Annotated in this window: 21 protein-coding genes and 1 pseudogene; 9 read left to right on the top strand and 13 right to left on the bottom strand. The window is 71.2% G+C overall.

Annotated elements, in window-relative coordinates; all coding sequences use genetic code 11:
- Positions 1 to 74: 74 nt before the first annotated feature.
- On the top strand, positions 75 to 602 hold the full coding sequence (locus ACZ7L6_RS15125) for a YbjN domain-containing protein (protein ID WP_471923844.1): 528 nt from the start codon (positions 75 to 77) through the stop codon (positions 600 to 602).
- 632 nt (positions 603 to 1234) lie between these two features.
- Here the strand turns inward: ACZ7L6_RS15125 and ACZ7L6_RS15120 are convergent.
- The 4 genes from ACZ7L6_RS15120 to ACZ7L6_RS15105 form a co-directional block, all read right to left on the bottom strand.
- A complete protein-coding gene (locus ACZ7L6_RS15120; protein ID WP_471923842.1) occupies positions 1235 to 1483 on the bottom strand; it encodes a helix-turn-helix transcriptional regulator in 249 nt (82 codons plus the stop codon).
- A 116-nt stretch (positions 1484 to 1599) separates the two neighbouring features.
- Positions 1600 to 2784: a pyridoxal phosphate-dependent aminotransferase gene (locus ACZ7L6_RS15115; protein ID WP_471923840.1), complete on the bottom strand. Its 1185-nt coding sequence runs from the start codon at positions 2782 to 2784 to the stop codon at positions 1600 to 1602.
- Between the two features lie 254 nt (positions 2785 to 3038).
- Positions 3039 to 3578 carry a hypothetical protein gene (locus tag ACZ7L6_RS15110; RefSeq protein WP_471923838.1) on the bottom strand — a complete coding sequence of 180 codons (540 nt, stop codon included), beginning with the start codon at positions 3576 to 3578 and terminating at the stop codon, positions 3039 to 3041.
- 210 nt (positions 3579 to 3788) lie between these two features.
- Positions 3789 to 4301 (bottom strand): hypothetical protein, encoded by a 513-nt coding sequence (locus ACZ7L6_RS15105; RefSeq protein ID WP_471923836.1) that lies wholly within the window; start codon positions 4299 to 4301, stop codon positions 3789 to 3791.
- Between the two features lie 473 nt (positions 4302 to 4774).
- Between ACZ7L6_RS15105 and ACZ7L6_RS15100 the strand changes: the two genes are divergently transcribed.
- The 5 genes and pseudogenes from ACZ7L6_RS15100 to ACZ7L6_RS15080 all read left to right on the top strand — a co-directional run bounded on the left by ACZ7L6_RS15100 (position 4775) and on the right by ACZ7L6_RS15080 (position 10739).
- On the top strand, positions 4775 to 5125 hold the full coding sequence (locus ACZ7L6_RS15100; protein ID WP_471923834.1) for a hypothetical protein: 351 nt from the start codon (positions 4775 to 4777) through the stop codon (positions 5123 to 5125).
- Positions 5126 to 5280: 155 nt separating this feature from the next.
- Positions 5281 to 5664, top strand: a pseudogene (locus tag ACZ7L6_RS15095) (tyrosine-type recombinase/integrase); the annotation flags it as partial.
- Positions 5665 to 7448: 1784 nt separating this feature from the next.
- On the top strand, positions 7449 to 8006 hold the full coding sequence (locus ACZ7L6_RS15090; protein WP_471923832.1) for a DUF2617 family protein: 558 nt from the start codon (positions 7449 to 7451) through the stop codon (positions 8004 to 8006).
- A 78-nt stretch (positions 8007 to 8084) separates the two neighbouring features.
- Positions 8085 to 9728, top strand: coding sequence for a polyamine aminopropyltransferase (locus ACZ7L6_RS15085; RefSeq protein ID WP_471923830.1), 1644 nt, complete (start codon positions 8085 to 8087; stop codon positions 9726 to 9728).
- Positions 9729 to 9872: 144 nt separating this feature from the next.
- On the top strand, positions 9873 to 10739 hold the full coding sequence (locus ACZ7L6_RS15080) for an SRPBCC domain-containing protein (RefSeq protein WP_471923828.1): 867 nt from the start codon (positions 9873 to 9875) through the stop codon (positions 10737 to 10739).
- 288 nt (positions 10740 to 11027) lie between these two features.
- Here the strand turns inward: ACZ7L6_RS15080 and ACZ7L6_RS15075 are convergent, their stop codons facing one another.
- The 4 genes from ACZ7L6_RS15075 to ACZ7L6_RS15060 all read right to left on the bottom strand — a co-directional run bounded on the left by ACZ7L6_RS15075 (position 11028) and on the right by ACZ7L6_RS15060 (position 15142).
- Positions 11028 to 12494 (bottom strand): MFS transporter, encoded by a 1467-nt coding sequence (locus ACZ7L6_RS15075; RefSeq protein WP_471923826.1) that lies wholly within the window; start codon positions 12492 to 12494, stop codon positions 11028 to 11030.
- 105 nt (positions 12495 to 12599) lie between these two features.
- Complete coding sequence (gene fbaA / locus ACZ7L6_RS15070) at positions 12600 to 13622, bottom strand: class II fructose-bisphosphate aldolase (protein ID WP_471923824.1); 1023 nt, start codon at positions 13620 to 13622, stop codon at positions 12600 to 12602.
- A 172-nt stretch (positions 13623 to 13794) separates the two neighbouring features.
- Complete coding sequence (gene pyrE, locus ACZ7L6_RS15065) at positions 13795 to 14343, bottom strand: orotate phosphoribosyltransferase (protein ID WP_003999325.1); 549 nt, start codon at positions 14341 to 14343, stop codon at positions 13795 to 13797.
- Positions 14344 to 14353: 10 nt separating this feature from the next.
- On the bottom strand, positions 14354 to 15142 hold the full coding sequence (locus tag ACZ7L6_RS15060; RefSeq protein ID WP_471923822.1) for an aldose epimerase family protein: 789 nt from the start codon (positions 15140 to 15142) through the stop codon (positions 14354 to 14356).
- A gap of 58 nt (positions 15143 to 15200) precedes the next feature.
- Here ACZ7L6_RS15060 and ACZ7L6_RS15055 point away from each other — a divergent pair, with 58 nt between their 5' ends.
- The 3 genes from ACZ7L6_RS15055 to kynU all read left to right on the top strand — a co-directional run bounded on the left by ACZ7L6_RS15055 (position 15201) and on the right by kynU (position 17843).
- Positions 15201 to 15614 (top strand): DUF3151 domain-containing protein, encoded by a 414-nt coding sequence (locus tag ACZ7L6_RS15055; RefSeq protein WP_471923820.1) that lies wholly within the window; start codon positions 15201 to 15203, stop codon positions 15612 to 15614.
- A gap of 164 nt (positions 15615 to 15778) precedes the next feature.
- Positions 15779 to 16651 (top strand): tryptophan 2,3-dioxygenase family protein, encoded by an 873-nt coding sequence (locus ACZ7L6_RS15050; RefSeq protein WP_471923818.1) that lies wholly within the window; start codon positions 15779 to 15781, stop codon positions 16649 to 16651.
- Positions 16644 to 17843 (top strand): kynureninase, encoded by a 1200-nt coding sequence (kynU, locus tag ACZ7L6_RS15045; protein ID WP_471923816.1) that lies wholly within the window; start codon positions 16644 to 16646, stop codon positions 17841 to 17843. Before ACZ7L6_RS15050 ends, kynU begins: the two co-directional genes overlap by 8 nt.
- Before the next feature lie 164 nt (positions 17844 to 18007).
- Here kynU and ACZ7L6_RS15040 read toward each other — a convergent pair whose 3' ends face one another.
- The 5 genes from ACZ7L6_RS15040 to ACZ7L6_RS15020 form a co-directional block, all read right to left on the bottom strand.
- Positions 18008 to 18682: a response regulator gene (locus ACZ7L6_RS15040; RefSeq protein ID WP_471923814.1), complete on the bottom strand. Its 675-nt coding sequence runs from the start codon at positions 18680 to 18682 to the stop codon at positions 18008 to 18010.
- Positions 18679 to 20052: a sensor histidine kinase gene (locus ACZ7L6_RS15035; protein ID WP_471923812.1), complete on the bottom strand. Its 1374-nt coding sequence runs from the start codon at positions 20050 to 20052 to the stop codon at positions 18679 to 18681. The genes ACZ7L6_RS15040 and ACZ7L6_RS15035 overlap by 4 nt, the downstream gene beginning before the upstream one ends.
- Entirely contained in the window at positions 20045 to 21289 is a 1245-nt protein-coding gene (locus ACZ7L6_RS15030; protein WP_471923810.1) for an acyltransferase family protein, read from the bottom strand. The genes ACZ7L6_RS15035 and ACZ7L6_RS15030 overlap by 8 nt, the downstream gene beginning before the upstream one ends.
- A complete protein-coding gene (locus ACZ7L6_RS15025) occupies positions 21282 to 22403 on the bottom strand; it encodes an alpha/beta hydrolase (protein ID WP_471923808.1) in 1122 nt (373 codons plus the stop codon). Before ACZ7L6_RS15025 ends, ACZ7L6_RS15030 begins: the two co-directional genes overlap by 8 nt.
- A 136-nt stretch (positions 22404 to 22539) precedes the next feature.
- A complete protein-coding gene (locus ACZ7L6_RS15020) occupies positions 22540 to 23448 on the bottom strand; it encodes an alpha/beta hydrolase family protein (protein ID WP_471923806.1) in 909 nt (302 codons plus the stop codon).
- Positions 23449 to 23564: the final 116 nt, after the last annotated feature.

The raw sequence follows: 23564 nt of genomic DNA, 5'->3' as shown, positions 1-23564 counted from the left end.
GGGCCCGTCTGGGGTTGCCACCCCCCTCCCCGCATGGGGGAGGATGGCGGAATCCGTACGAAGGGAAAATCACGGTGAGCATCGACCCGTCCTCGATTCCGAACTTCGGGGGCCAGCAGCCGCAGCCCGGGCCGCCGCCCGGCCCCGTAATCCCGGATCAGGACCTCGTGAAGCAGCTCCTCGACCAGATGGAGCTGAAGTACGTCGTCGACGACGAGGGTGACCTCGCGGCGCCGTGGGAGCAGTTCCGTACGTACTTCATGTTCCGCGGCGAGGGTGACCAGCAGGTCTTCTCGGTGCGGACGTTCTACGACCGGCCCCACAAGATCGACGAGAAGCCCCAGCTCCTGGAGTCGATCGACGACTGGAACCGCCGGACCCTGTGGCCGAAGGTGTACAGCCACACGCATGACGACGGCACCGTCCGCCTGATCGGCGAGGCGCAGATGCTGATCGGCACCGGCGTGAGCCTCGAGCACTTCGTCTCGTCGACGGTCAGCTGGGTGCGGGCCGCCATCGAGTTCGACAAGTGGCTCGTCGAGCAGCTCGGCCTCGAGCAGGAGGTCAACGAAGCGGACAACCCCGAGGAAGACGGCGAATAAGCCGCGCACAGCAGGCGTATCTGCAACGCGCACCTGCGCGCGGCGGCAGGCACACCTACAGCGGCGTATCGGCGATCACGACCGGATACGCGCCGTAGGCGAGGGAGAGCCCGGCCAGGGCACCGGCCACCACGGCCGCGTGCCGGGGCCGGGCTCTCGCCGTCCGCACCGGCGCCCGCGCGAGCGGCAGGTGGAGCGGGAGGCGGGCGTAGCGGGAAGCGGGGCTTGGACTCGAAGAAGCCCGAACCACCGAGCGGCGCGAGCGCGGCGCCCGTCCACAGCCTGTGGGTAACCCTGCCGACCCGCCGACGGTTCCGCCACGCCCCGCCGCCCCCGACACGACCAGTGCCGACGCACCCGCGCCGAGCGGGGCGATTGAGCGCCTCAGCGCGCGCCTTGTTCACCTGCCGGGTCCACGGTCCGGGTCTTTCCCGGCAATGGTGACCACCCGTCCGGCCGGGCCCAGCCCAGGATGGTCGTCGGCAGGGCGGACGCGGCCGGCATCAGGGTCGTCAGGACACCGGGGGCCCGGCGGGCCGCTCGGCGACTGCCTGGGTCAGGGAGCGCAGGACGCGCCCCACAGCAGCCGGTCAGCAGCAGCACCATGCCGGCGGAGGCCGCCCTGCGGTACTTCAGACGCGCGGGCGTGGGGCTGGCTCACTGGACTCCTCCGTGGGCTGGTAGACCTGCGTGGACAGCGGCGTGAAGGGGCGGCGGCTGAAGACCGCCTCGACCGGCAGCGCGAAGACCTCGCAGATACGGAAGGCGAGGTCGAGGCTGGGGTAGTAGTTGCCGCGCTCCAGAGCGCCGATCGTCTGCGGATTGACGTCCACGGCCGCGGCCGGCTCGGCTCTGCTGAGGCCGCGCTCGGCGCGCAGCACCTTCAGCCGGTTGTGGATCGGCGTGCTCTCGCCACGGCGTACGGGACTTACCCGCCAAAGTCTGTGGAAAACACAACGACCCGTCAATGTTTCCCAACGCCCGTGGCTGTACGCCGTCACATCGCCCGAAGCCGCTTCACCGCCTCCTCCAGCACGCCCGTCTGCTTGCAGAACGCGAACCGCACGAACGGCGCACCCGCCTCCCGGTGGTCGTAGAAGACCGCGTTGGGGATGGCGACGACGCCGGCCCGTTCCGGCAGGGCGCGGCAGAAGGCGAAACCGTCCGTTTCGCCGAGGGGGCGGATGTCGGTCGTGATGAAGTACGTGCCCGCGGGCTTGAACACCTCGAATCCCGCCTCCGCCAGCCCCGCCGCCAGCAGGTCCCGCTTGGCCAGCATGCCCTCGCGGAACGCGGCGAAGTAGGTCTCGGGCAGCGAGAGCGCCTCGGCGACGGCGTACTGGAACGGGCCGGAGGAGACGTACGTCAGGAACTGCTTCGCCGAGCGGACCGCGCTGACCAGCGCGGAGGTGCCGGTCACCCAGCCGACCTTCCAGCCGGTGAAGGAGAAGGTCTTGCCGGCCGAGCCGATCGACACGGTCCGCTCGCGCATGCCGGGGAAGGTCACCAGCGGCAGGTGCTCGGCCTCGTCGAAGACCAGGTGCTCGTAGACCTCGTCCGTGATCACCAGGAGGTCCCGCTCCACCGCCAGCTCGGCGATCGCGGTGAGCTCCTCGCGGGTGAGGACCGTGCCGGTGGGGTTGTGCGGGGTGTTGATCAGCAGCAGCCGGGTGCGGTCGGTGACCGCCTCGCGCAGCTCGTCGAGGTCCAGGCGGAAGCTTCCCTCGTGCGGGCGCAGGGTGACCGGCACCCGCGTCCCGCCCGCCATCGCGATGCAGGCGGCGTACGAGTCGTAGTACGGCTCGAAGGCGATCACCTCGTCGCCGGGCTCCAGCAGCGCCAGCAGCGCCGCCGCGATGGCCTCGGTGGCGCCGGCCGTGACCAGGACCTCCGTGTCCGGGTCGTACGACAGCCCGTAGCGCCGCTCCTGGTGCGCGGCCACGGCGGTACGCAGCTCGGGGACGCCGGGACCCGGCGGGTACTGGTTGCCGCGTCCGTCCCGCAGCGCCCGCACCGCCGCCTCACGGACCTCCTCGGGTCCGTCGGTGTCGGGGAAACCCTGGCCGAGGTTGATGGACCCGGTCCGCAGGGCCAGCGCGGACATCTCGGCGAAGATCGTCGTCCCGAACTCGGCGAGCCGGCGGTTGAGCAGGGGGCGGGAGGTGGAGGTCATGCCGGTCATCCTGCGCCCAAGCTCTGGAGTTCCTCAACTCACCTTCTCGGATAAGCACCTGCGCCGGCATCTGAGGTGTCGTTGCTGAGCAACGGGTGAGCCGTTGTCGGCTGTCGCCATCTGTCATCGTCGAGCACCCCTGCACGGCCCAGAGACGGCCCGAGGGGGTGTCACTTTCCGGCCTGGCGACGATCAGTGTCGACAGCTCGTGACGTACCGCTGCGTCGGTGGGCGCTCGTCGGCATTGTGGTCGGGGCGTGCTGTCAGTCTTCGCGGTACATTGCGCGAGCCATCGCCTTGTTCAGCTCGAGCCGTGGCTTCTCCAGGGCTGTGCTCCACAGCTCAGAGCGGTTCTGCTGAGAGCCGAGGTCCTCATATCGGGCGCGTTCCTTGATAGATCGGCACGCATTGTTGACAAGCCACGCCTTCTCGGTCACGTCTTCGATCCCTAGTGCATGGACCAGGTGGTAGCCGTTTTGGACCAGGGTGTCGGCTCTCGCCAGATCCTTGGAGTCAAATTCGTCATCGTCAGCCCTAAGGCATCGACGGAACTCGTCCAGGGCAGTCTGGAAGGCCTCGTAGTAGGGAAGCCGCGTCTGCATGCGAACCGTAGCGGCTGCTGACTCTGCGCTAGCTCGTGCTGCAGTGGCTGCAATCTCTGCGCTGACTCGTGCTGCAGTGGCTGCTGTCTCTGCGCTGGATCTTGCTCCTCGCCCCGCCAAGATCCCGCCGACCAGAGCACCGCCTAACGTGCCGACAAGGCCCACTCCTGCGACGATCAAGGCTGACAGTCCCTCGTCCATGAACAAGGTCTAGCACGACGCATAGGTCGGCATAGCGACTTTGGAAGATCGCGTAACAGGGTCGCTAGTGACCTTGCATGACGCTGACCTGTGCGTTCTGAGCGGCTTGCCACGGTTCCCCGCTGTTCCCCGCCGCTCACCGCCTGATCGGGCATGCAGGGGGCACGCAGGGGGCACGCACCCCCCTGCCTTGCAACGCCCTGACGAAGATCAGGGCGACGCGGTAGCGGAAGGCGCGCTGCAAGTGCCCACCCCCCGGAATACCAGCCCCTCGAATGGTTCGGCCCGGCCCTGCCGTTCGGTCGTCGGTCTGAAGGAGACAGCGTTCTCCGAGACCGTTCCGGCGACGAGGTTCAGCATCCACCCCTTCTTCTCCAGCCCTCGAGCCTCGCTGGTTGCGAAGGAGCGCTGCCTCGTCTGGCGCCATCCGCTGTCCTTCAGCCCGTCGACGATCTTGGCGACGGCCTCCGGATCCGGCTTGGCGCCGGCCCGCACGACGGCACCCACCTCGCAGGGACTGAGCAGTTCGTTCGCGGCGATGAAGCGCGGTGACCCGAAGTCCGCGGCGGCGACGGCCGCACGGATGTCGTCCTGCACCGCGTCAGGGGTCACCGTGGCCTGGTTTGCCGCCACGGCCGAACGGCCCCCGCCCTCGGCTTCCGCGCCTGAGCGTTCTTCGCTGCCGCAAGCTGTCAGCGCCACGGCCGCCACGATCACGGCCACAGCCGTCCCCACCCCGCGCATCTCTCTCCCACCTCATAGATCACACATGCAGGGGCGGAGTTTCGCACAGGGGTGCCGCGAGCCCCTCGGCACTCACCGGAACCGTGGCGACGGTGCACTCGGGGGCTGAGGCACCTCGCGCCGCGCTAAGTGATTGCCCGCAGCCTGGGGCGGCACTTGATCTGGTCACAGAGTTCGGGATCGGTCAACCCGGCCTGCGCCTCGGCCGATCTTCCGCTGAGGCCCGCCGCCGAGCGCTGCTGTTCGTGCTTGTTGGTGTCAGCCGCTGATGTCAGCCGCCGCACGCGGTCTTTGCAGGGGGCGACGCTGTTGAGCGATTGGGACTGTCCTTGGTGTGGCGGAGGATGGTGCTCATGTGCGCTCTTTTCGACCCTCCCGAGCCTCGCTGCGTCCCGCCGGGCGAGTACCCCGTGTGGGACCAGGCTCTCGCCCTTCTGAACCGGGACCTGGCGGTGACGCTTCCCCAGCTGGAACCCCTGCAACTGCTGGCCCTTCCGTCCTACGATGCGGATGAGCCGGAGAACGTCTACGTCGCCATGGCCAACGGCGAGTGGCACGGCAATTACCTGGACCCGAACTCGCAGGACAGCCTTGCCTCTGCGCTGGCGAGCGTTGCCGATGCCGCACAGGAGACTGTCATGGAGCTTTTGTGGCAGGCGTGGCCCCTGTGCCCCGAGCATGGCCTGGGCATGCATCCAATGGAGGGTGCACAGGAGCGACTGTCCTGGTGGTGCGCGGGAGAACGGTTGCGTCGCGGTCCGGCTCATATCCACGCGGCCGTGGGTTCACTCGACGCTTTGTGAGCGTCGATCCGTACACGCTCTTGAAAACCGTCGTGGCGGGAATCACCGTGGGTTTAAATCTCACCCCCACCGCGCAGGTTGAAGGCCCCTGACCAGGAATATCGGTCGGGGGGCCTTCGTCGCGCACGTTGCCCGTTGGTGACCGCGATAACCCACACATGGACGTCTGCAAGCCCGTAGAGATCACGTTGGCGTGGCGCGTGCCCGAAGGACCGAGGGTGTCCGCCCGGCTCATCTTCACGGCTGAGCAAGGCGGCATGGTGTGGCGCAGCAACTTCAACGGCAAGGAGTGGAAGCCCGCCCTCGCGGTCGCCGGGCTCATCCCGGACGCGGACGACGACGGCAAGTACGAGTCGGCGCGCGAGCATGGCATGCACGCCCTCCGGCACTTCTACGCTTCCGCGCTGCTAGACGCCGGCGAAGACATCAAGACCGTCAGCGAGTACATGGGTCACGCCGATCCGGGACTGACGCTCCGCGTGTATGCCCACCTAATGCCCGACAGTCGCCAGAGGGCCCGCTGCGCCGTCCGTGTTTGAGCGTGGCTCCGACGATTCTTGAACCGGCTGGTCGCGCAGGTTACCGAGCCAAGTCAAGGTGCCTAACCCGGTAGCAGACCATCTGGCGAACCCTGGCGAACCGTGGCGAATAGTCCCCCGCTGCCTGCGTCCCAGGTAGGTTGCGGAGACGGCACCTGTCTCCGCACTGCTCCCTGGCTCGTCTTGGCCAGGAGCCAACTGAGTGGGCTATGCGCTCCGTTGGAAGTAACGACAGACAGGAGCCAGCACGATGGGGCGACCCAAGGAGAGGAAGCGCCGCCGACGCCCGAAGCGGGACTGGGTTGAGTTGGCGGTGGTGATCCTCGGAGCGGTCACTGCCATCGCGGGGTGCGCTGAACGGTTCCTTCACTGACCTGGTGAAGGGCCGGGCGCTCCGGCCGATACGGACGGGTATGAGTGAGCCCGGCCGCGATCTAGTCGGCCGGGCTCACAATGCCCCGCGCGCGAGGTCTGGCTCCGGGTGGCTCCGGGGCCAGGCACTCGTGGATCACGCGGGAGCCTTGGGTAATCAATGGCGCGCGCAGCGTCGTCCGAGGGTCGATGACGGTTGCTCCGGATGTGACCTCGATACTACAACCGCCCTACCTGCCATTACCTCGGCTGATGCGCGTTATTGCAGGTCAGCGGGGTGGCGCAAAAGTCTGGCGGTCAGTGGCGAAGCCAGGCGAATATTTCTGGCGCTCGCCGAATGTGCAGGTCAGCGCGTTGCAGGGGTGGCGCAAAGTATAGCGGCGGGTAGCGAAGGGTGGCGAATCCGGGTCCGTGTTGGCGGGGCTCGTTTGCCTGGGATTGCTGCCTCAGAAGAGTCGGTGGCCTTCAGAATGCGGCGCGCGGACGGGTTGTGTCTTCATTGTCGGTCGGTCCTCGCTCGATCTCGCGTTTCGTGCCGGAGGGACCGAACTGGGGTGGCGCCAAGAAAGATCACGGCCCACAGGCGGCCCAGCGACTCACGGATGACCCCTGAACCGTGCTTCTGTGCAGGTCAGGGGTTGTTCCGTCGATAGAACCCTCTGAAGTTCCTCAACTCTGCTTTGGGCCGTGAGACGGCCGGGCATCTTGCTCGCACGCACCGAGCGGGAGGCGCCCACGGGGGGACGCCTCGCTCCGCTTCGGGGGAACGGAAGGAGGCTGACGCCATGTCCACAGTCTTCGTGGGGGCGCTGGTCGCATTGGTGTTCGTAGCGCTCGTCGTGTCCATCGCACGCGCCGGCGGACGTCAGGCCCACCGCACGCCCAGCCGCAGGGGCCGCTCGTCCGACAGCGGAAGCGGCAGCTGGTGGGCCGGCGGAGGTGACTCGGGGGGTTCGTCCTGCGGGAGCAGCTCGTCCTGCGGGGGTGGCTCGTCATGCGGAGGCGGGTCGTCCTGCGGGGGCGGGGGCGGATGTGGTGGCGGAGGCAGCTGACACGGGGCAGCTGAGCTCTCCGAGGGGGAACCGCATCCGAACGGAGCGGGGCCGGTGCCTGGGACCGGCCCCGCTTTCCTGTCCCTCATACGCCTTGCGTGTGCGCCCCGGCGCACGCCGGAGTTGAACAGTTGAGCTGATAAGCCCTCTGAGGGATGGAAACCCTACGAACTTGGGTAAAAACGCTGTGGCGGCGCCACAGTTCATGATTCAGTAACTTTCACCAACGCAGCCCCTCGGACGTCCCGCGGACACCCCTTCTGACCGGCCGACTGGGCTGACCGGGCCGACTCCCGGTGTCGGCCGGGGGGCGCCGGAGACCGACACCTCCCTCTCTTTGCGTGCTAGCGGAGCCGACCCATGCTCACGACCCTGAAGACCTCCTATACCGACACGCGCGCGGCCGACCTCGCCTGGGCCCTGGGGCGGGAGCCGCTGCCCGCACTGGCCGTACTGGACCTCGAACTGCCTGGAGCGAAGCTCCAGTTGAGACTGCTCGGCGCGTCCCATCAGGTGCTGCTGGAGGAGGACCGGGGCGACTGCTCGGAGACGGTGGCCTGCATGCCCGGCAGCAGCACGCCCCTTCCGCTCGGGGTGGCCAAGCGGGTGGGCGACTGGGAGTACGAGTTCGCGGCCCGGGTGGAGATCCTGTCACCGGGCCGGTTCGCGGGCCGCGCCCAGGAGTTGCTGGCCCTGGTCGCCGACCACCCGCACGGCCTCGCCGGAGTGTTCCCCGGCAGCCCGCACGCCTTCACGGCGATGCTCGCCCAGCACCACGAGGGTCAGGTCCACTGGCGGACATGGCACGCGTATCCCCAGGACGGGCAGTTGGTGGCGACGCGGACGAAGGTGGGCGTGAGGGTGGCCACGGACACTTCTCGGCGCCGGCCAAGTCGTCTGCGGCCGTCCGGCGTTTGAGGACACAAACGTCTTCCGCCTCAACAACACACGTGTGGGTGACGAAGCGTGGCCGTGCCGTAACGTACCGTCGGCAGCGTGATCGAGCCGCACGCGCCCGCCCCGCCCGGTGCCCCGCCACCCTGGGCCGGCCCCCCGCGGCTTCCGGTGCGGCCGGGCACTGGACGGTTCCTGGTCCTCGCGGGCGTCTTCGTCTGCGCCGCCTGCGGACTCGTGTACGAACTCGAACTCGTCGCCCTCGCCTCGTACTTGATCGGCGACTCGGTCACCCAGGCCTCCGTCGTCCTGTCCGTCATGGTCTTCGCGATGGGCATCGGCTCCCTCGTCGCGAAACGTCTGCGCCCGCTCGCCGCGGCCGGCTTCGGCGCCGTCGAGGCCGTCCTCGCCCTCGTCGGCGGCTGCAGCGCGCTCGCCCTGTACGCCGTCTTCGCCTGGACCGGCGACTGGGGCGGGATGTGGGCCAACGGCCCCCGCGCACTCCTCGTCGCCTTCTCCCTCACCATCGGCCTGCTGATCGGCGCCGAGGTCCCGCTGCTGATGGAGCTCATCCAGCGCATCCGGCGCCAGGACGCGGGCGGCGCGGTGGCGGACCTGTTCGCCGCGGACTACGTCGGCGCGCTCGTCGGCGGCCTTGCCTTCCCCTTCCTCCTCCTGCCCCTTCTGGGCCAGTTGACCTCGGCCCTGATCACCGGCGCGGTCAACGCCGTCGCGGGCGGTGCGCTGGTCCTCGGTCTGTTCCGGGGGGACCTCACCCGCCGTGCCCGCTGGCTGCTGGTGATCGCCAACGTCACGGTGCTCGGCGTCCTCGCCTCGGCCGCCGTACTCGTCGACGACTTCGAACGGGCGGCACGGCACGCGGTGTACGGGCGGGACGTACGGGTGGCGGTCCAGACGGACGTCCAGGAGGTCGTCATCACCGGCGGCACGCACGGCCGCCCGCTCGACCTCTTCCTCGACGGCCGCCTCCGGGCCGGCGGCCGCGACGGACGCCGCTACCACGAGGCGCTGGTCCACCCCGCGATGAGCGGCGAGCACTCGCGCGTGCTGATCCTCGGCGGCGGGGACGGGCTGGCGGCGCGTGAGGTGCTGCGCCATCCCGGGGTGCACCGGGTCGACATCGTCGAGGTCGACGCCGGGGTGGTGCGGCTGGCGCGCCGGGACCCTCCGCTGTCCCGGCTCAACGGCCATGCGTACGACGACGACCGCGTCCACGTCATGACCGGCGACGCGTTCCGCTGGCTGCGGGCGGCGCCGCCGGCCACGTACGACGTCGTGATCTCGGATCTGCCCGACCCCGGCATCACGGCCAGCACGAAGCTGTACTCGCAGGAGTTCTACGGCCTCGCCCGCCGCGCCCTGACCCCGCACGGCCGCCTGGCCGTGCACGCCGGGCCGGTCTCCTCCCGCCCCCGCGTCTTCTGGACGGTCGACGCGACACTCCGCGCGGCGGGCCTGCGCACCGCCCCGTACCGCGTCACGGGCCACGACTCCGGCTTCACACCGGGCCCCGACCGCTCGGCGGGCCCGACACGCGCGCCGCACGACTGGGGGTTCATCCTGGCCGGCCGGGGTGAGCGGCCGACGCTGCGGCTGAGGGATGGGCAGGGGGCGCCGCGGCTGGGGACGCTGACGCGGGAGGGGCTGGCGGCGGGGGCGCGGGCGGTGGAGGGGACGCGGGTCGGGGGGTTGGGGGCGTCGACGTTGGTGCATCCGCGGTATTAGGGGGTTGGGGGGCGCTTCTCGACGCCGGTGACGTCTTTTCAGGGGTCTGGGGACGGCAGCCCCCAGCGAGAGCAACACCAACGCGCGGTGAGTTTTCGGCCGACGGGGGTGCAGTCACCGGCCCCATGGGTAGGCTCGCTCACCATGGAGCATGAGGTGTTCGTTCCGGTTCCTGCCGAACGGCTCAGGGCGGTGCTGGCCGATCCCGTGCGGGTCGCCCGGGCGGTCCCCGGGCTCCAGCAGGACGCCGGCGCCGAGCCCGTCGCGGGGCGGCTGAAGATGCGCATCGGCGGTCACACCATCACGTACCGGGGGCTCGTACGGCTCACCGCGCAGGACGACGGTGCGTACGCCATCGAGGGCGACGCGACCGAGGCGCGCGGCACGGGCTCGGTGAAGCTCGCGCTCACGCTGCGGCTGCTGGACGCGGACGGCGGCACCACGGTGCGGTTCGAGGGGTCGGCCTCCGCGGACGGGCGGGTGTCGGAGCTGCCGGGGGATGCGGTCGGGACGGCCGTGACGCGCCTGCTGAACCGCTTCGCCGAGAACCTGGGGGCGGCGGGGGACTCGGCAGAGGGTGCGGAGGAGGGGCTGGCGCCCGGGGAGTTCGAGACGCGGGTGACCAGCGACTTCGAGACGACGCCGGACGCCGATGACGCGCCGGCGCCGGAGGCCGGGCAGGAAGCGGGATCCGTGGAGAGCACGGAGCGTACGTCCGTCTTCGACGCCGATGTGCCGCCGTCGTCGCTGGAGCCGTCGCCCGCGGAGGGGAAACCCAAGGACGAAGCCGGGGACGAACCGCCCGTTGCCGAGGCGGCACACGCCCGCCGGACGATGATCGGCCGCAGCGCGGAGGAAGTGGACCACGCGCCGCCACGCGGGCGTTACGCGCCGGTCCCCGCCCCGCAGACGGTTGTTCCCGGCTCCACGCTGCGGTGGGCTGCACCGGCGGCGGCGCTGGTTCTGGCGTCGGCGATCGTGGTGGGGCGGATGCTGCGGCGCAGGCGCTGAGAGCTTCTTCCGCCCCCGCCGCCCCTACCCGTCCCATCCCCAGGGGCGCTGCCCCTTCGACCCCGGCCCCTGGGGACTGCCGCCCCCAGACCCCCGCTTCGGCCCTGAAGGGGCCTCGTCCTCAAACGCCGGACAGGCTGGAAATGCCGTGACCGGCACCGAGAAGCGGCCGTCCTGAGGGCCTTTCGAGTCCAGCTTCTTGGCCGACCGAGACGGGTGGTGGGTGGGCAAAGGCCCGGGGATCCAGGGGGCGGAGCCCCCTGGCGGGGGCGAAGAAGCTCACGGTGGCTACGGGACCCGGCGTCGTACCGGTCGGCCCTCCAACGGCGGGGCCGTCACGCCGCCGTGGGTGCGGCACTCGGGGCGTGTGCAGTCCGGCGGTGGGCGCCGTACCGTCGCGAAGGCGAGCAGCGCCCCGGCCGCCAGCGCCCCCGCGCACAGCAGCATCGCCCGGCCGAACGCGTCGTCGAAGGCGTCCGGCGAGCGGTAGGCCTCCTGGCCCATCCCGGTGAGCAACGGCAGCGCCGCCACCGCGACGAGCCCCGCCGCACGCGCCGCCGCGTTGTTGATACCGCTGGCCAGACCCGCCCGCGCGACGTCCACCGAGGCGAGGACGGTGGCGGTCAGCGGGGCGACCAGGGTGACCAGACCGAGGCCGAGGACGAGCACGGCGGGGAGCACGTCGGCGACGTACGAGGCGTCCGGGCCCACGCGCAGCATCAGCAGCATGCCGGCCGCGCACAGCAGGGGCCCGACGGTGAGCGGGATGCGCGGGCCGATCCGGTCGGCGAGGGCGCCGGAGCGGGCGGACAGCAGCAGCATCAGGACGGTCGTCGGCAGCAGTGCCGTACCGGCACCGAGGGCCGAGTAGCCCGAGACGACCTGGAGCTGGAGCGCGGCGAGGAAGAAGAAGCCGCCGAGGGCTGCGTACACGCACAGGGTGACGAGGTTGACCGCGGTGAACTGGCGGGAGGCGAAGATGTCGAGCGGCATCATCGGGTCGGGGCGGCGCTTCTCGACGACCACGAAGGCGATGCCCGCGGCCACGCCCGCGACCGCGGTGAGCACGACGGTGAGGGAGCCGGTGCCCGCCTCGATCAGCGCGTACGTCACCAGGGCGAGGGACAGGGCGCCCAGGGCCGCGCCTAGCACGTCGAAGCGACCGTGCTTGCGGCCGTCCCCCGACTCGGGGACATGGCGCAGGGCGACGGGGACGCAGAGCAGCGCCAGCGGGACGTTGAGCAGGAACACCCAGCGCCAGCCCGGGCCGTCCACCAGCCAGCCGCCCAGGAACGGGCCGACAGCCGCGCCGATGCCCCCGAATCCCGACCAGAGGCCGACCGCCCGCCCCCGGTCGTCGGGATGGAAGGACGCCTGGATCAAGGCCAGGGACCCCGGCGTGAGCAGGGCCCCGCCGACGCCCTGCAGGGCCCGGGCGGCGATGAGCACCCCGGCGTTCGGGGCGATGCCGCACAGCAGTGAGGCCGCCGCGAACCAGACGACCCCTACGACGAAGATCCTGCGCCGCCCGTACCGGTCGCCCAGCGAACCGCCCAGCAGGATCAGCCCGGCCAGCGTGAGCATGTACGCGTTGACCGTCCACTGCAGCGCGGCGAGGTCGGCGTCCAGGTCGCGGCCGATGCGCGGGAGGGCGACGTTGACGACGGTCGAGTCCAGCATCGCCATGCTGGAGCCGAGGACGGTGGTGAGCAGGATCCACCTGCCCTGCGGTGAGGCCAGCCGGACGTCGGGCATGCCCCCAGGTATACAGCGAGCCGGGTGCTGTGGCACCCGGCTCGCGGAAGACGGCTGTGGAGCCGTCGGTTACTTGATCTTTGTTCCCGCTACTTGATCTTCCCGCTACTTGATCTTCGTACCAGCCGAGCGCAGGTTCGAGCAGGCCTCGACGACACGCGCGGCCATCGACGCCTCGGCGAGCTTGCCCCAGGTGCGCGGGTCGTAGGTCTTCTTCGACCCGACCTCACCGTCGACCTTGAGCACACCGTCGTAGTTCTTGAACATGTGGTCGGCGACCGGACGCGTGAAGGCGTACTGCGTGTCGGTGTCGATGTTCATCTTGACGACGCCGTTGTCCAGCGCGGTCGCGATCTCCTGCTCGGTGGAGCCGGAACCGCCGTGGAAGACGAAGTCGAACGGGGACGCCTTGCCGTACTTGGCGGCGACGCCCTCGTTGAGCTCCTTCAGCAGCTCGGGACGCAGCACGACGTTGCCCGGCTTGTACACGCCGTGGACGTTGCCGAAGGAGGCGGCCAGCAGGTAGCGGCCCTTCTCGCCCAGGCCCAGGGCCTCGGCGGTCCGGATGGCGTCGTCGACCGTCGTGTACAGGGAGTCGTTGATCTCGTGCGAGACGCCGTCCTCCTCGCCACCGGTCGGGGTGATCTCGACCTCGAGGATGATCTTCGCGGCGCGGGCGCGCTCCAGCAGCTCCTGCGCGATGGAGAGGTTGTCGGCGAGGGTCTCGGCCGAGCCGTCCCACATGTGCGACTGGAACAGCGGGTTCTCGCCGCGGGCGACGCGCTCCTCCGACACCGCGAGCAGCGGACGTACGTACCCGTCGAGCTTGTCCTTCGGGCAGTGGTCCGTGTGCAGGGCGACGGTGATGTCGTACTTCTTGGCGACGATGTGCGCGAACTCGGCCAGGGCAACGGCGCCGGTGACCATGTCCTTGCTGTGCTGACCGCCCAGGAACTCGGCGCCACCCGTGGAGATCTGGATGATGCCGTCGCTCTCCGCCTCCGCGAAACCGCGCAGGGCCGCGTGCAGGGTCTGGGAGGAGGTCACGTTGATGGCCGGGTAGGCGAACTTGCCTGCCTTCGCCCGGTCGAGCATCTCGTTGTAGACCTCGGGGGTTGCGATGGGCATCTGTCCGCTCCTTGAGTGTGCGGGTTGACGTACAGCGTTACTGCGTTTTTCTTACGGCCCTGACCTAGACCTATGGGGGGTGTGACGTCGTCGTCGGCCCCATCTTTCCAGACGAACCGGGATGCTCCGAGCGCCTGTCACCAGCCGAGATGGATGCCCCCCGGGACCGGGGTCAGTCGAGACCGAGCTCGTCCTTGGAGTAAGCGAACAGGTACGGCACTCCCGCGCCCTCCTGGATCTTCTCGGCGGCACCGGTGGCCCGGTCGACGATGGTCGCGACGGCGACGACCTCGGCACCCGCCTCACGCACGGCCTCGACGGCGGCGAGCGGGGAGCCGCCGGTGGTGGAGGTGTCCTCGACGACGAGCACGCGCCGCCCGGCGATGTCCGGCCCCTCGACCCGGCGCTGCAGCCCGTGCGCCTTGGCCGCCTTGCGTACGACGAAGGCGTCGAGCCGCTTGCCGCGCGCCGCGGCGGCGTGCAGCATCGCGGCCGCGACCGGGTCGGCGCCCATCGTGAGCCCGCCCACCGCGTCGAACTCCAGCTCCGCGGTCAGGTCGAGCAGCACCTGCCCGACCAGGGGGGCGGCCTCCCCGTCGAGGGTGATGCGCCGAAGATCGACGTAGTAGTCGGCTTCCAGACCCGACGAAAGGGTCACCTTGCCGTGCACCACGGCCTTGTCCTTGATCTGCTGCAGCAGCTCGCCGCGTACGTCAGTCATGCCGCCCAGCTTAGAGGCGCCGCCAGCTCCAGACGGTCGTGGCCTCGAGCGGCTCCAGGGGCGTGACCAGGCGGGGCGTGCTGTTCAGGCCGTTGGGGGGTCCGGTCTGCGGCTCCACGCACACGGCGGCGTCCTGCTCGTCGTAGACCACGACCCACTCCTCGCGGCTGGCCACCTTCAGCTCCAGCTGTCCCGGCCAGGTGAGCGTGACGTCGACGCCGCCGGGCATGCCGAAGCAGTCGTCCCAGGGGCCGGGCCGCGGGTCGATGCGGTTGCCGGTGGGCAGGTGGTCGGCGCCGCGTTCCTCCTGCCAGGCGGGGGTGAAGTCGAGCCGTACGTCCTCTCCGCCGAGGGTGCGGTTGAACCAGGGGTGCCAGCCGATCTGGGCCGGGAAGGACGTCTCGTACGTCTCGACGGACATGGTGAGGGTGAGGCTGTCCTCGGCGAGGCGCACGATCTGGGTGACGCGGCCGGGGTAGGGCCAGGGCTCGACCAGGTCGTACGTGATGACCGCCTCGTCACCCGTGACCCGGGCGACCTTCCAGGCGCCGTCCCGGGCGGTGCCGTGGATGGCGTGCGGCGGGGCGTTGAGCGGCATCTGCCGCACCACGGCACCGTCCAGGAACCGCCCGTCCCGGATCCGCCCGCACCAGGGGACCATCGGGAAGCATCCGAACCGCTCCCCCTGCCGCAGCAACTCCATGCCTCCGACGCGCAGCCCCCCGACCCGCCCGCCGTTCCCCGGCAGCACGACCGCCTCCGCGTCGCCCGCGGTCAGCGTGATGTCTTCGTTACTCACGGGACGACCCTACTGGCGCGATCAAGAGGGCCGGTGGCCCATGGGCCAGACTGAAGGCATGGCCATTCACGAAAACCTTCTCGGGGGCCCGCCCCCGACACACCTCCCCGACGACCCCGAGCCGCGCGAGCTGCTCGCCGGCGGGACCGCCCCGGCCGATGTCGCCGCGCGCTACCCGACGTCCTCGCTGGCCTGGGCCCAGCTGGCCGACGACGCGTTCGAGCGGGGCAGCGTCGTGGAGTCGTACGCCTATGCCCGTACGGGCTACCACCGCGGCCTGGACGCCCTGCGCCGCAACGGCTGGAAGGGCCACGGCCCCGTCCCCTGGGAGCACGAGCCGAACCGTGGCTTCCTGCGTGCCCTGCACGCCCTGGCCCGCGCCGCGGGTTCGATCGGCGAGCAGGAGGAGTACGAGCGCTGCACCCAGTTCCTGAAGGACTCCTCGCCGACGGCGGCCCAGACGCTGGGCTAGCCGGATCGTCGTCCTCGTGGCCCGCCCGGTCGATGTGCTCAGTGTGACCAGGGCGGGCCTTGCGAGGCCCGGGGGGTATCCCGGAATATGCCGGGTGGGGACCGGGGCCCCTTTGCCGATAACGGCAGGGCGGACCGCTACCCGGAGTTACACAGGAGACAGCAATGTCCCAGCAGGCTCACAAGGCCGTGGGGGCGTCCGAGGAGACGTCCGCGGTGACTCAGGAGCCCGAGACCCCGAATCTCGACTTCGCCGGCACGACGCCCTACGAGGACTACGTCAAGGCGGACGTGCTCACCCACCTCCAGCACACCCTCTCCGACGACCCCGGAGAGATGGTCTTCCTGGTCACGACCCAGGTGATGGAGCTGTGGTTCACGGTCATCGTCCATGAGTGGGAGACGGCGGCGCACGCCCTGCGCGAGGACCGCGTGGGCGTGGCGATCGACGCCCTGAAGCGTTCCGTGCGGGAGCTGGAGGCCCTCAACGCCTCCTGGAAGCCGCTCGGCCAGCTCACGCCGGCCCAGTTCAACGCGTACCGCAGCGCTCTCGGCGAGGGTTCCGGCTTCCAGTCGGCGATGTACCGGCGGATGGAGTTCCTGCTCGCCGAGAAGTCCGCGTCCATGCTGGTCCCGCACCGCGGCGCCCCGCGCGTGCACGCGGAGCTGGAGAAGGCGCTGCACGAGCCGAGCCTGTACGACGAGGTGCTGCGGTTCCTCGCCCGGCGCGGCTGCGCGATCCCCGAGGCCGTCCTGAAGCGTGACGTCTCGCAGCGGTACGATTCCTCGGAGGCGGTCGAGGCCGCCTGGACCGCGATCTACTCCGGCGACCAGAACGCCGAACTCGCCCGCCTCGGTGAGGCGCTGACCGATGTCGCGGAACTGGTGTGGCGCTGGCGCAACGACCACTTGGTCGCCACGCGCCGTGCCATGGGTGCGAAGGCCGGTACGGGTGGTTCGGCCGGGGTGGCCTGGCTGGAGAAGCGGGCGCAGAAGTCCGTGTTCCCCGAGCTGTGGACGGCGCGCTCTCATGTCTGAACTGATCAGCAGGGCAAGTGAGCTGGACGCTGCCGACGAACTCGGCAAGCTGCGTGAGCGGTTCGTGCTCGACGAGGTCGTCTACCTCGACGGCAACTCGCTCGGCGCCCTGCCGGCGAACGTGCCGGGGCGGGTCGAGGACGTCGTGCGGCGGCAGTGGGGCGAGCTGCGCATCCGGTCCTGGGACGAGAGCGGCTGGTGGACCGCGCCGGAGCGGATCGGCGACCGGATCGCTCCGCTGGTGGGCGCGGCCGAGGGCCAGATCGTGGTCGGCGACTCGACAAGTGTCAATGTCTTCAAGGCACTTGTGGCGGCGGTGCGGATGGCGGAGGCCACGGGTTCCGGTTCCGGCCGGGACGAGATCCTGGTCGACGCCTCGACCTTCCCCACGGACGGGTACATCGCCGAGTCGGCGGCCCGGATGACGGGCCGTACGCTGCGGCCCGTGGCGCCCGCGGAGGTGCCGGCGGCGCTGTCCGGCCGTACCGCCGCGGTGCTGCTCAACCACGTCGACTACCGCACCGGCCGGCTGCACGACCTGCCGTCCCTCACCGCCGCCGTGCACGCGGCGGGCGCGGTGGCCGTCTGGGACCTCTGCCACAGCGCGGGCGCGCTGCCGGTGGGGCTGGACGTGCACGGCGTCGACCTGGCCGTCGGCTGCACCTACAAGTACCTCAACGGCGGCCCGGGTTCACCGGCGTACCTCTACGTACGCCGAGAGCTGCAGGACCGCTTCGACTCCCCGCTGCCCGGCTGGAACTCGCATGCCGACCCCTTCGGCATGCGGGCTTCCTTCGAACCGGCGGCGGGCGCGCTGCGCGGTCGCGTCGGCACGCCGGACATCCTCTCCATGCTCGCCCTGGAGGCGGCGCTGGAGGTCTGGGAGGGCGTGTCGATCGAGGCGGTGCGGGCCAAGTCCCTCGCGTTGACGGACTTCTTCCTGGAGTGCGTCGGGGCGTATGTGGGGGAGGGGCGCGTGGAGTGCCTGACCCCGGTCGCCCATGACGAGCGGGGAAGTCAGGTGGCGCTGCGCTGTGACGATGCCGGGGAGGTCATGAAGCGGCTCATCGAGCGGGGGGTCGTGGGCGACTTCCGGCATCCCGATGTGCTGCGGTTCGGCTTCACGCCGCTGTATGTCGGGTTCGCGGATGTGGAGCGGGCGGCGCGGGTGCTGGGGGAGCTCCTGAGCTAGGGCCCTGGTGGGGCCGGGCGGTGCCGGGCGGTTTCCATGCGTCCATGGGCACCGCCCGGCTCAGTGCCCCCCGGCTCAGTGCCCCCCGGCTCAGTGCCCTCCGGCTCAGTGCCCTCCGGCTCAGTGCCCCCCGGCTCGGTACCCCCGGCTCAGCACCCGGCGGCTCAGTACCCGGACGGCCGCACCAGCCCCGACTCGTACGCGAACACCGCCGCCTGGGTCCGGTCCCGCAGGCCCAGCTTCACCAGGATCCGGCCCACGTGGGTCTTCACAGTCTGCTCGGCGACGACGAGGCGCTCGGCGATCTCCGCGTTCGACAGGCCCTGCGCGATCAGGGCGAGGACCTCCGTCTCGCGCTCGGTCAGGTCGCCGACGCGGTCCTTCAGCGGGGCGCGGGGCCGGTTGTCCAGGCGGGAGAACTCGGCGATCAGCCGCCGGGTGATGCCGGGCGCGAGCAGCGCGTCGCCGCCCGCCACGACCCGTACCGCCTCGGCCAGTTGGTCGGCGGAGGCGTCCTTGAGGAGAAAGCCCGAGGCTCCCGCGCGCAGTGCCTCGTACACGTACTCGTCGAGATCGAAGGTGGTCAGCACCAGCACCTTGATGTGCGGTGTCGCGGTGGTGATGCGGCGGGTGGCCTCGATGCCGCCGAGTTCGGGCATGCGGATGTCCATCAGGACGACGTCGGGGGCGAGTTCGGCGACCTTCGCGACCGCGTCCAGGCCGTCGACCGCCTGGCCGATCACATCGATGTCGGGCTTGGTGTTGAGCAGCACGCTGAATCCCTGCCGGACCATCTGCTGGTCGTCGGCGATGAGTACCCGGATGGGGCCGCTCGTCATGGGGTCGGTTCTCCTGTCAGGGGTGGAGTCGGCGGGGTGTCGCCCCGCGGGAGGAAGGCCGAGACCGCGAAACCGCCGTGCTGCGTCGGGGCCGCGGTGAGATGGCCGCCGAGCATAGCCGCACGTTCACGCATGCCGAGCAGTCCGTGCCCCGCACCCGGGGAACGCGGAACGGGCCGCTGTGGACGGGAGTTGACGACCCCCAGATGCAGGCCGTGGAAGTCGTGCGAGACCTCGACGCGCACCTCCGAACCCGGCGCGTGCCGCAGGGCGTTGCTGAGCGCCTCCTGGATGATCCGGTACGCGGACAGCTCCACGCCCGTCGGGTACGAGAGAGCCTCGCCCCTGATGTCGGTGACGACGTCCAGCCCGGCGGCACGGGTGTTCTCGATGAGGGCGTCGAGCCGGTCCAGCATGGGCTGCGGGGCGTCCGGGGCGGCTCCGCTGCCGGGTTCGCCGAGGCCGTAGGGGTCGGCGGGAGTGCCGTTGTTCTCGGAGCGGAGGACGCCCAGCACGCGGCGCAGCTCGGTGAGCGCGTCCAGGGCGTTCTGCCGGATGCCGGCGAGGTTCTCCTTCAGCTCCTCCGATGGGTTCTCCACGAGGTGCGGGGCGACCTGCGCCTGGATGGAGATCACCGACATGTGGTGGGCGACCACGTCATGCAGCTCGCGTGCGATACGGCTGCGCTCCTCCAACAGGGTGCGCCGGGCCCGCTCCTCGGCCGTCAGCGTGGCCTGCTGCCTGAGCTCCGCGCGCGCCTCGCGACGGCCGCGCAGAGCGATGCCGAGGAGCACGACGACCGAGAACAGGATGATCGCGAGCACCCCGGTGGGCTGGTAGCCGCCCGCCCCCCAGAGTCCCTGGATGACATAGGTGACGAGCGCGGTCAGGGCCAGTGCTTCGAGGGAGACGCGGGTGCGCACCCGTAGGGCGAGCAGGAGCAGCACAGCCATCTGCCCGATGATCCCGGCCGGCGACCAGGGCCAGGGGAAGTCGTGCGCGCTACCGGCCAGCAGGTGACGGTGCACCTCGACGGCACCCACCACCATGCCTGCCATCGACAGCCACCACCCGGGCACGGGCCGCCCCAGCGCGAGGACGACCGCACCGCCCTGCGCGAGCCCGATCAGGAAGGCGACCTGGCCGCCCACCCCGCCGTTGTCCGTCAGTTGCGCCACGCCGCCCAAGGTGACCCCGAACGCGACGATGCACAGCACTCCGTGCGGCAGCCAGCGCAGCCACGTGGAGGGCGGCAACGGATCCGACCGGGCGGTCCACAGGTCCTCGCGCAGCACCCGCAGCCAGCGCCGGACTCGCCTCGTGAACGCGTGCTGGATCCCCGTCTCCGTCACAGAGCCAACCCTAGGCATGGTGGTGCGCCTCCGCTTCGGTGCTGCGCGCGGCCGGCCGTGACCGGACCACGCGGGACGGGCGGCCGGTCGGGCGCCGCGGACCCTGTTCGTAGATGCGGAACGTCGTCCAGCACAGTGCCAGGGCCGCGGTGAACACGGGGAGCCAGGCCAGGCGGGCCGCCACCCAGAGGAGGTTGTCGGGGAGGGTGTGCAGGCCCGGGAGGTGGCCGACCGGCAGGCCCATGGCCGTCGTTGCCATCAAGGCCGTCTGGTGCCACAGGAAGACCGTCATGGCGGAGAGGTTGAGCAGGGCCACCGCGGCCCAGGCCACGGGGCGGCGCATCGCGCGGCGCAGTGGCTCGCGAAGGAGCAGCGCCAGGCCGCACTGGGCCAGGCCGAAGGTGACGGCGGCCAGCGTCGGCGGGTTGAGGTTGGAGATCCCGGCGCCGGGGACGCCGACCATGGCGGCCGGGTAGCCCGCCCAGGCGACCAGCGGGGCCGTCACCGCCGTCCCGCCCGCCAGCAGAATCCAGCCTGCGCGGCGGCGCTCCAGCTCGCCCCGGGTCCAGGCGGCGCCCAGGGTGTACGGCACGAGCCAGCCGGCCGCCACGTTCACCCAGCCGAGCCAGGCGGGGGCGCCCAGGCCGAAGCGGAGGAGGTCCACATGGAGCACGACGGCCAGCGGCCAGAGGGGGTTGAGCCGCCGGAGGAGGGGCGTCGCCGCCGTCAGCGCGGCGAAGACCAGGAGGAACCACAGGGGGGACAGGGCCAGTTTGAGCAGCGTGTGGATGGTGTCCGTGCTCGTGCCCGAGAGGAGCAGCAGCACGGAGGCCACCGTCCACAGGGTGAGGACGGCTGCCACCGGTTTGAACAGGCGGGACAGACGGGAGGTCAGCCACTGCCCGTACGTCGTCCCGCGTGCTCGGGCCGAGGCGTAGCCACGGGTCGCCACATGACCGCCGACCAGGAAGAACACGGCGAGGGTCTGGAACACCCAGGAGATGGGGGCGAGCCAGGGCATGTGGTGGAGCGGGCTCGCGGTGCGCAGGTCCGCTCCGCCGCCGTCCGCCACCAACGCCGTGACCAGCCAGTGGCCCAGGACGACGCCGAGGATGGCGAAGGCCCGCAGGGCGTCGACCGCCCGGTCCCGATCGGCGGGCGTGGCGGCATCGACGCGGGCGGCGCCGCGGCGTATGCCCTGCCACCTCGACTCATGTGTCGGCTCAGGCCTGGACGCACGCGTCGGCTCAGTCATGGGTCACCTCCGATGTATCGCCCAGGACGATGCGGGTCAGGTTCGTCAGGGATGTCGAGCCCGGCCTGAAGTAGTCGCTGTGGCCGCCGTCGCCGCCCGCGAAGACCCGGGCACCGAAGGACGGGGACACGGGGTCGGTGCCGAAGCCGACGGTCGTGCCGAGCAGGTCGACCTTGATGTGCGGGACCTCCGCCACCCAGTCGTCACCGCCGCGGGCCGCCCAGACGCGGGCCGGGGTGTGCAGGGCCGCGGCGGTGTCCGCGCCGGTGCCGGGGCCTCCGACCAGCACCAGGTCGTCCACGTCCAGGTGGGAGGCCGCGCGGCCGCAGACCACCGAGCCGTAGGAGTGGCACAGGAGGGAGATGCGCGGCTTTCCGTCGGCCGGCCCGTTCGGCTCGTCGTCCGTGAGGGCACGCAGCTGCCGTATGAACTCCCGGAGTTTCGGGGCCGCCTCCTCCGCCCGGCCCGTCGTCGTGACCGCGGTGCTGACGGTGCCCGGGGTCTCGTAACCGAGCCAGGCCACGACCGCGGTGCCCGTGCCCTGCGGCGCCTCGCGGGTGAGCCGCTCGTGCAGAGAGCGGGCGGCGTCGCGGAAACGGTCGTAGGTGTCGATGGACGTGTCGGAGCCGGGGACCAGGACCGCGATGCGGTCGGCGTGGGCCAGGTCGCCGAAGACCTCCGTCGCGAGGCCCGGGCCACGGCCGTCGAAGGCGAGGAAGTGCCGGTTCGGGGCGGCCATCGCCCGGTCCGCTGCGGCCCGCTCCCGGTTGCCGTGGGCCGCGGCCATACGGGACGCCTCACCCGCGTTGACGCGGTTGGCCGCGTACGCCTCGTCCAACGTCGCCGCCGTCACCGCCGAGAGGGCGGCCGGGGCCGGAGCGGGGATCTCGGGGCGCGCGGCGCCGGACAGCGGCACGACCACGGCACCGGTGATCAGGGCGGCGAGGAGGGCTCGTCGCCATCGGTGGGTGCGGGGGGTTCTACGGGCGGGGCGGTTCTTCTTCGGCCCGCCCGCTCCCTGCGCCGTATGCAGAGCGTGCGCCTCGCCGACCTCGCCGACCTCGCCGGTCGCGCTCGCCTTGCCCGCCGAGCCCGCCCCCGTCGTACGCCCCATGGTCGTGTCCCCTCCCGGTCCGCCCGGCCATCGGGCTTGCCTGGATGGGAAATTACGGATCCGTCCGCGTCGTCCGCGTCACGCCAGGGAGCTCACCTGCGACGTAGCTCTCAGGTATTAGGGGTATGACGGGGCCTCACCACGCCAACTGCGCGATCTCCTCCACCACCACCGCACACGCATCCGCCGCCGGGTCGATCAGCGGAAAGTGCCCGACGTCCTCCAGCAGCGTGAGCCCGACGACCTCCCCGGCCTTCGCCGCCGCGTCCGCGTACGACTCGGCGACCGCGTGCGGAACGACATCGTCGGTGCGGCCCTGGACGAGGGTCGTCGCGATGCCGGTCGGGAGCAGCAGCGCGGGGTCGGCGTGGGGCCGGCGCTCGGCGAACTCCACGGCGCCGCCCAGGAGTTGCCGCACAGCGCCGCCGCAGACGTCCAGCTTGTCGGCGACCGTGAAGTCGGCGATCGGGGCCAGGGCGACCACCCCCCGCAGGGGCGCCGGGCGGTCGGTGCGCCAGGGGGAGTCCGCGGGGAGGACGTGGCGGGCGGCCGCCCAGAGGGCCAGGTGGCCGCCGGCGGAGTGGCCGGTGAGGACGGTCCGGCGCGGGTCGGCCTGCGGGAGCGCCTCGCGCAGGAGCGCGGGAAGGGCGTCCACCGCGGCGGCCACGTCGTCGAAGGTCTCCGGCCAGCGCCCGGCGACCGGGCCGCCCTCGCCCGAACCGGCCGCACCCAGGCCGGCGCCCGCGTCGTCCGCCGCCCCCCGCCGGTACTCCACATTGGCCACGGCGAACCCCCGCCGCGCCAGGAAGTCCGCGAACGGCGTGACATGCCGCCGGTCGTACGGCGCCCGCCACGCCCCGCCGTGCAGCAGGACGACCAGCGGGGCCGGGCCACCCGGACCGGCCTCACCGCGCGGGGCATAGAAGTCGATCACCTGGTCGGGATGGTCACCGTACGAGGCGATGGCGTCGGGGTCGACGGGCGGATGCGAGAACGCCGACTCCTCCTCTGCGGCGGCCCGGGCTGCGGCGGCGTCGTCCGGCATGCTCCAACCTCTCAGCGACGTAACGGATTTGGACGGAAGCGGGGGTGGCGGACCAGGTGGGAATTCGGCCGTTGGCGGGGACGGTACCAGGCGGGTGACGTGCGCGGACACGCGGA

This window comes from Streptomyces sp. NPDC107522, from assembly GCF_055657525.1.
Note: the sequence above shows the minus strand (reverse complement) of the source record. Positions and strands in the feature narration are given on the sequence as shown.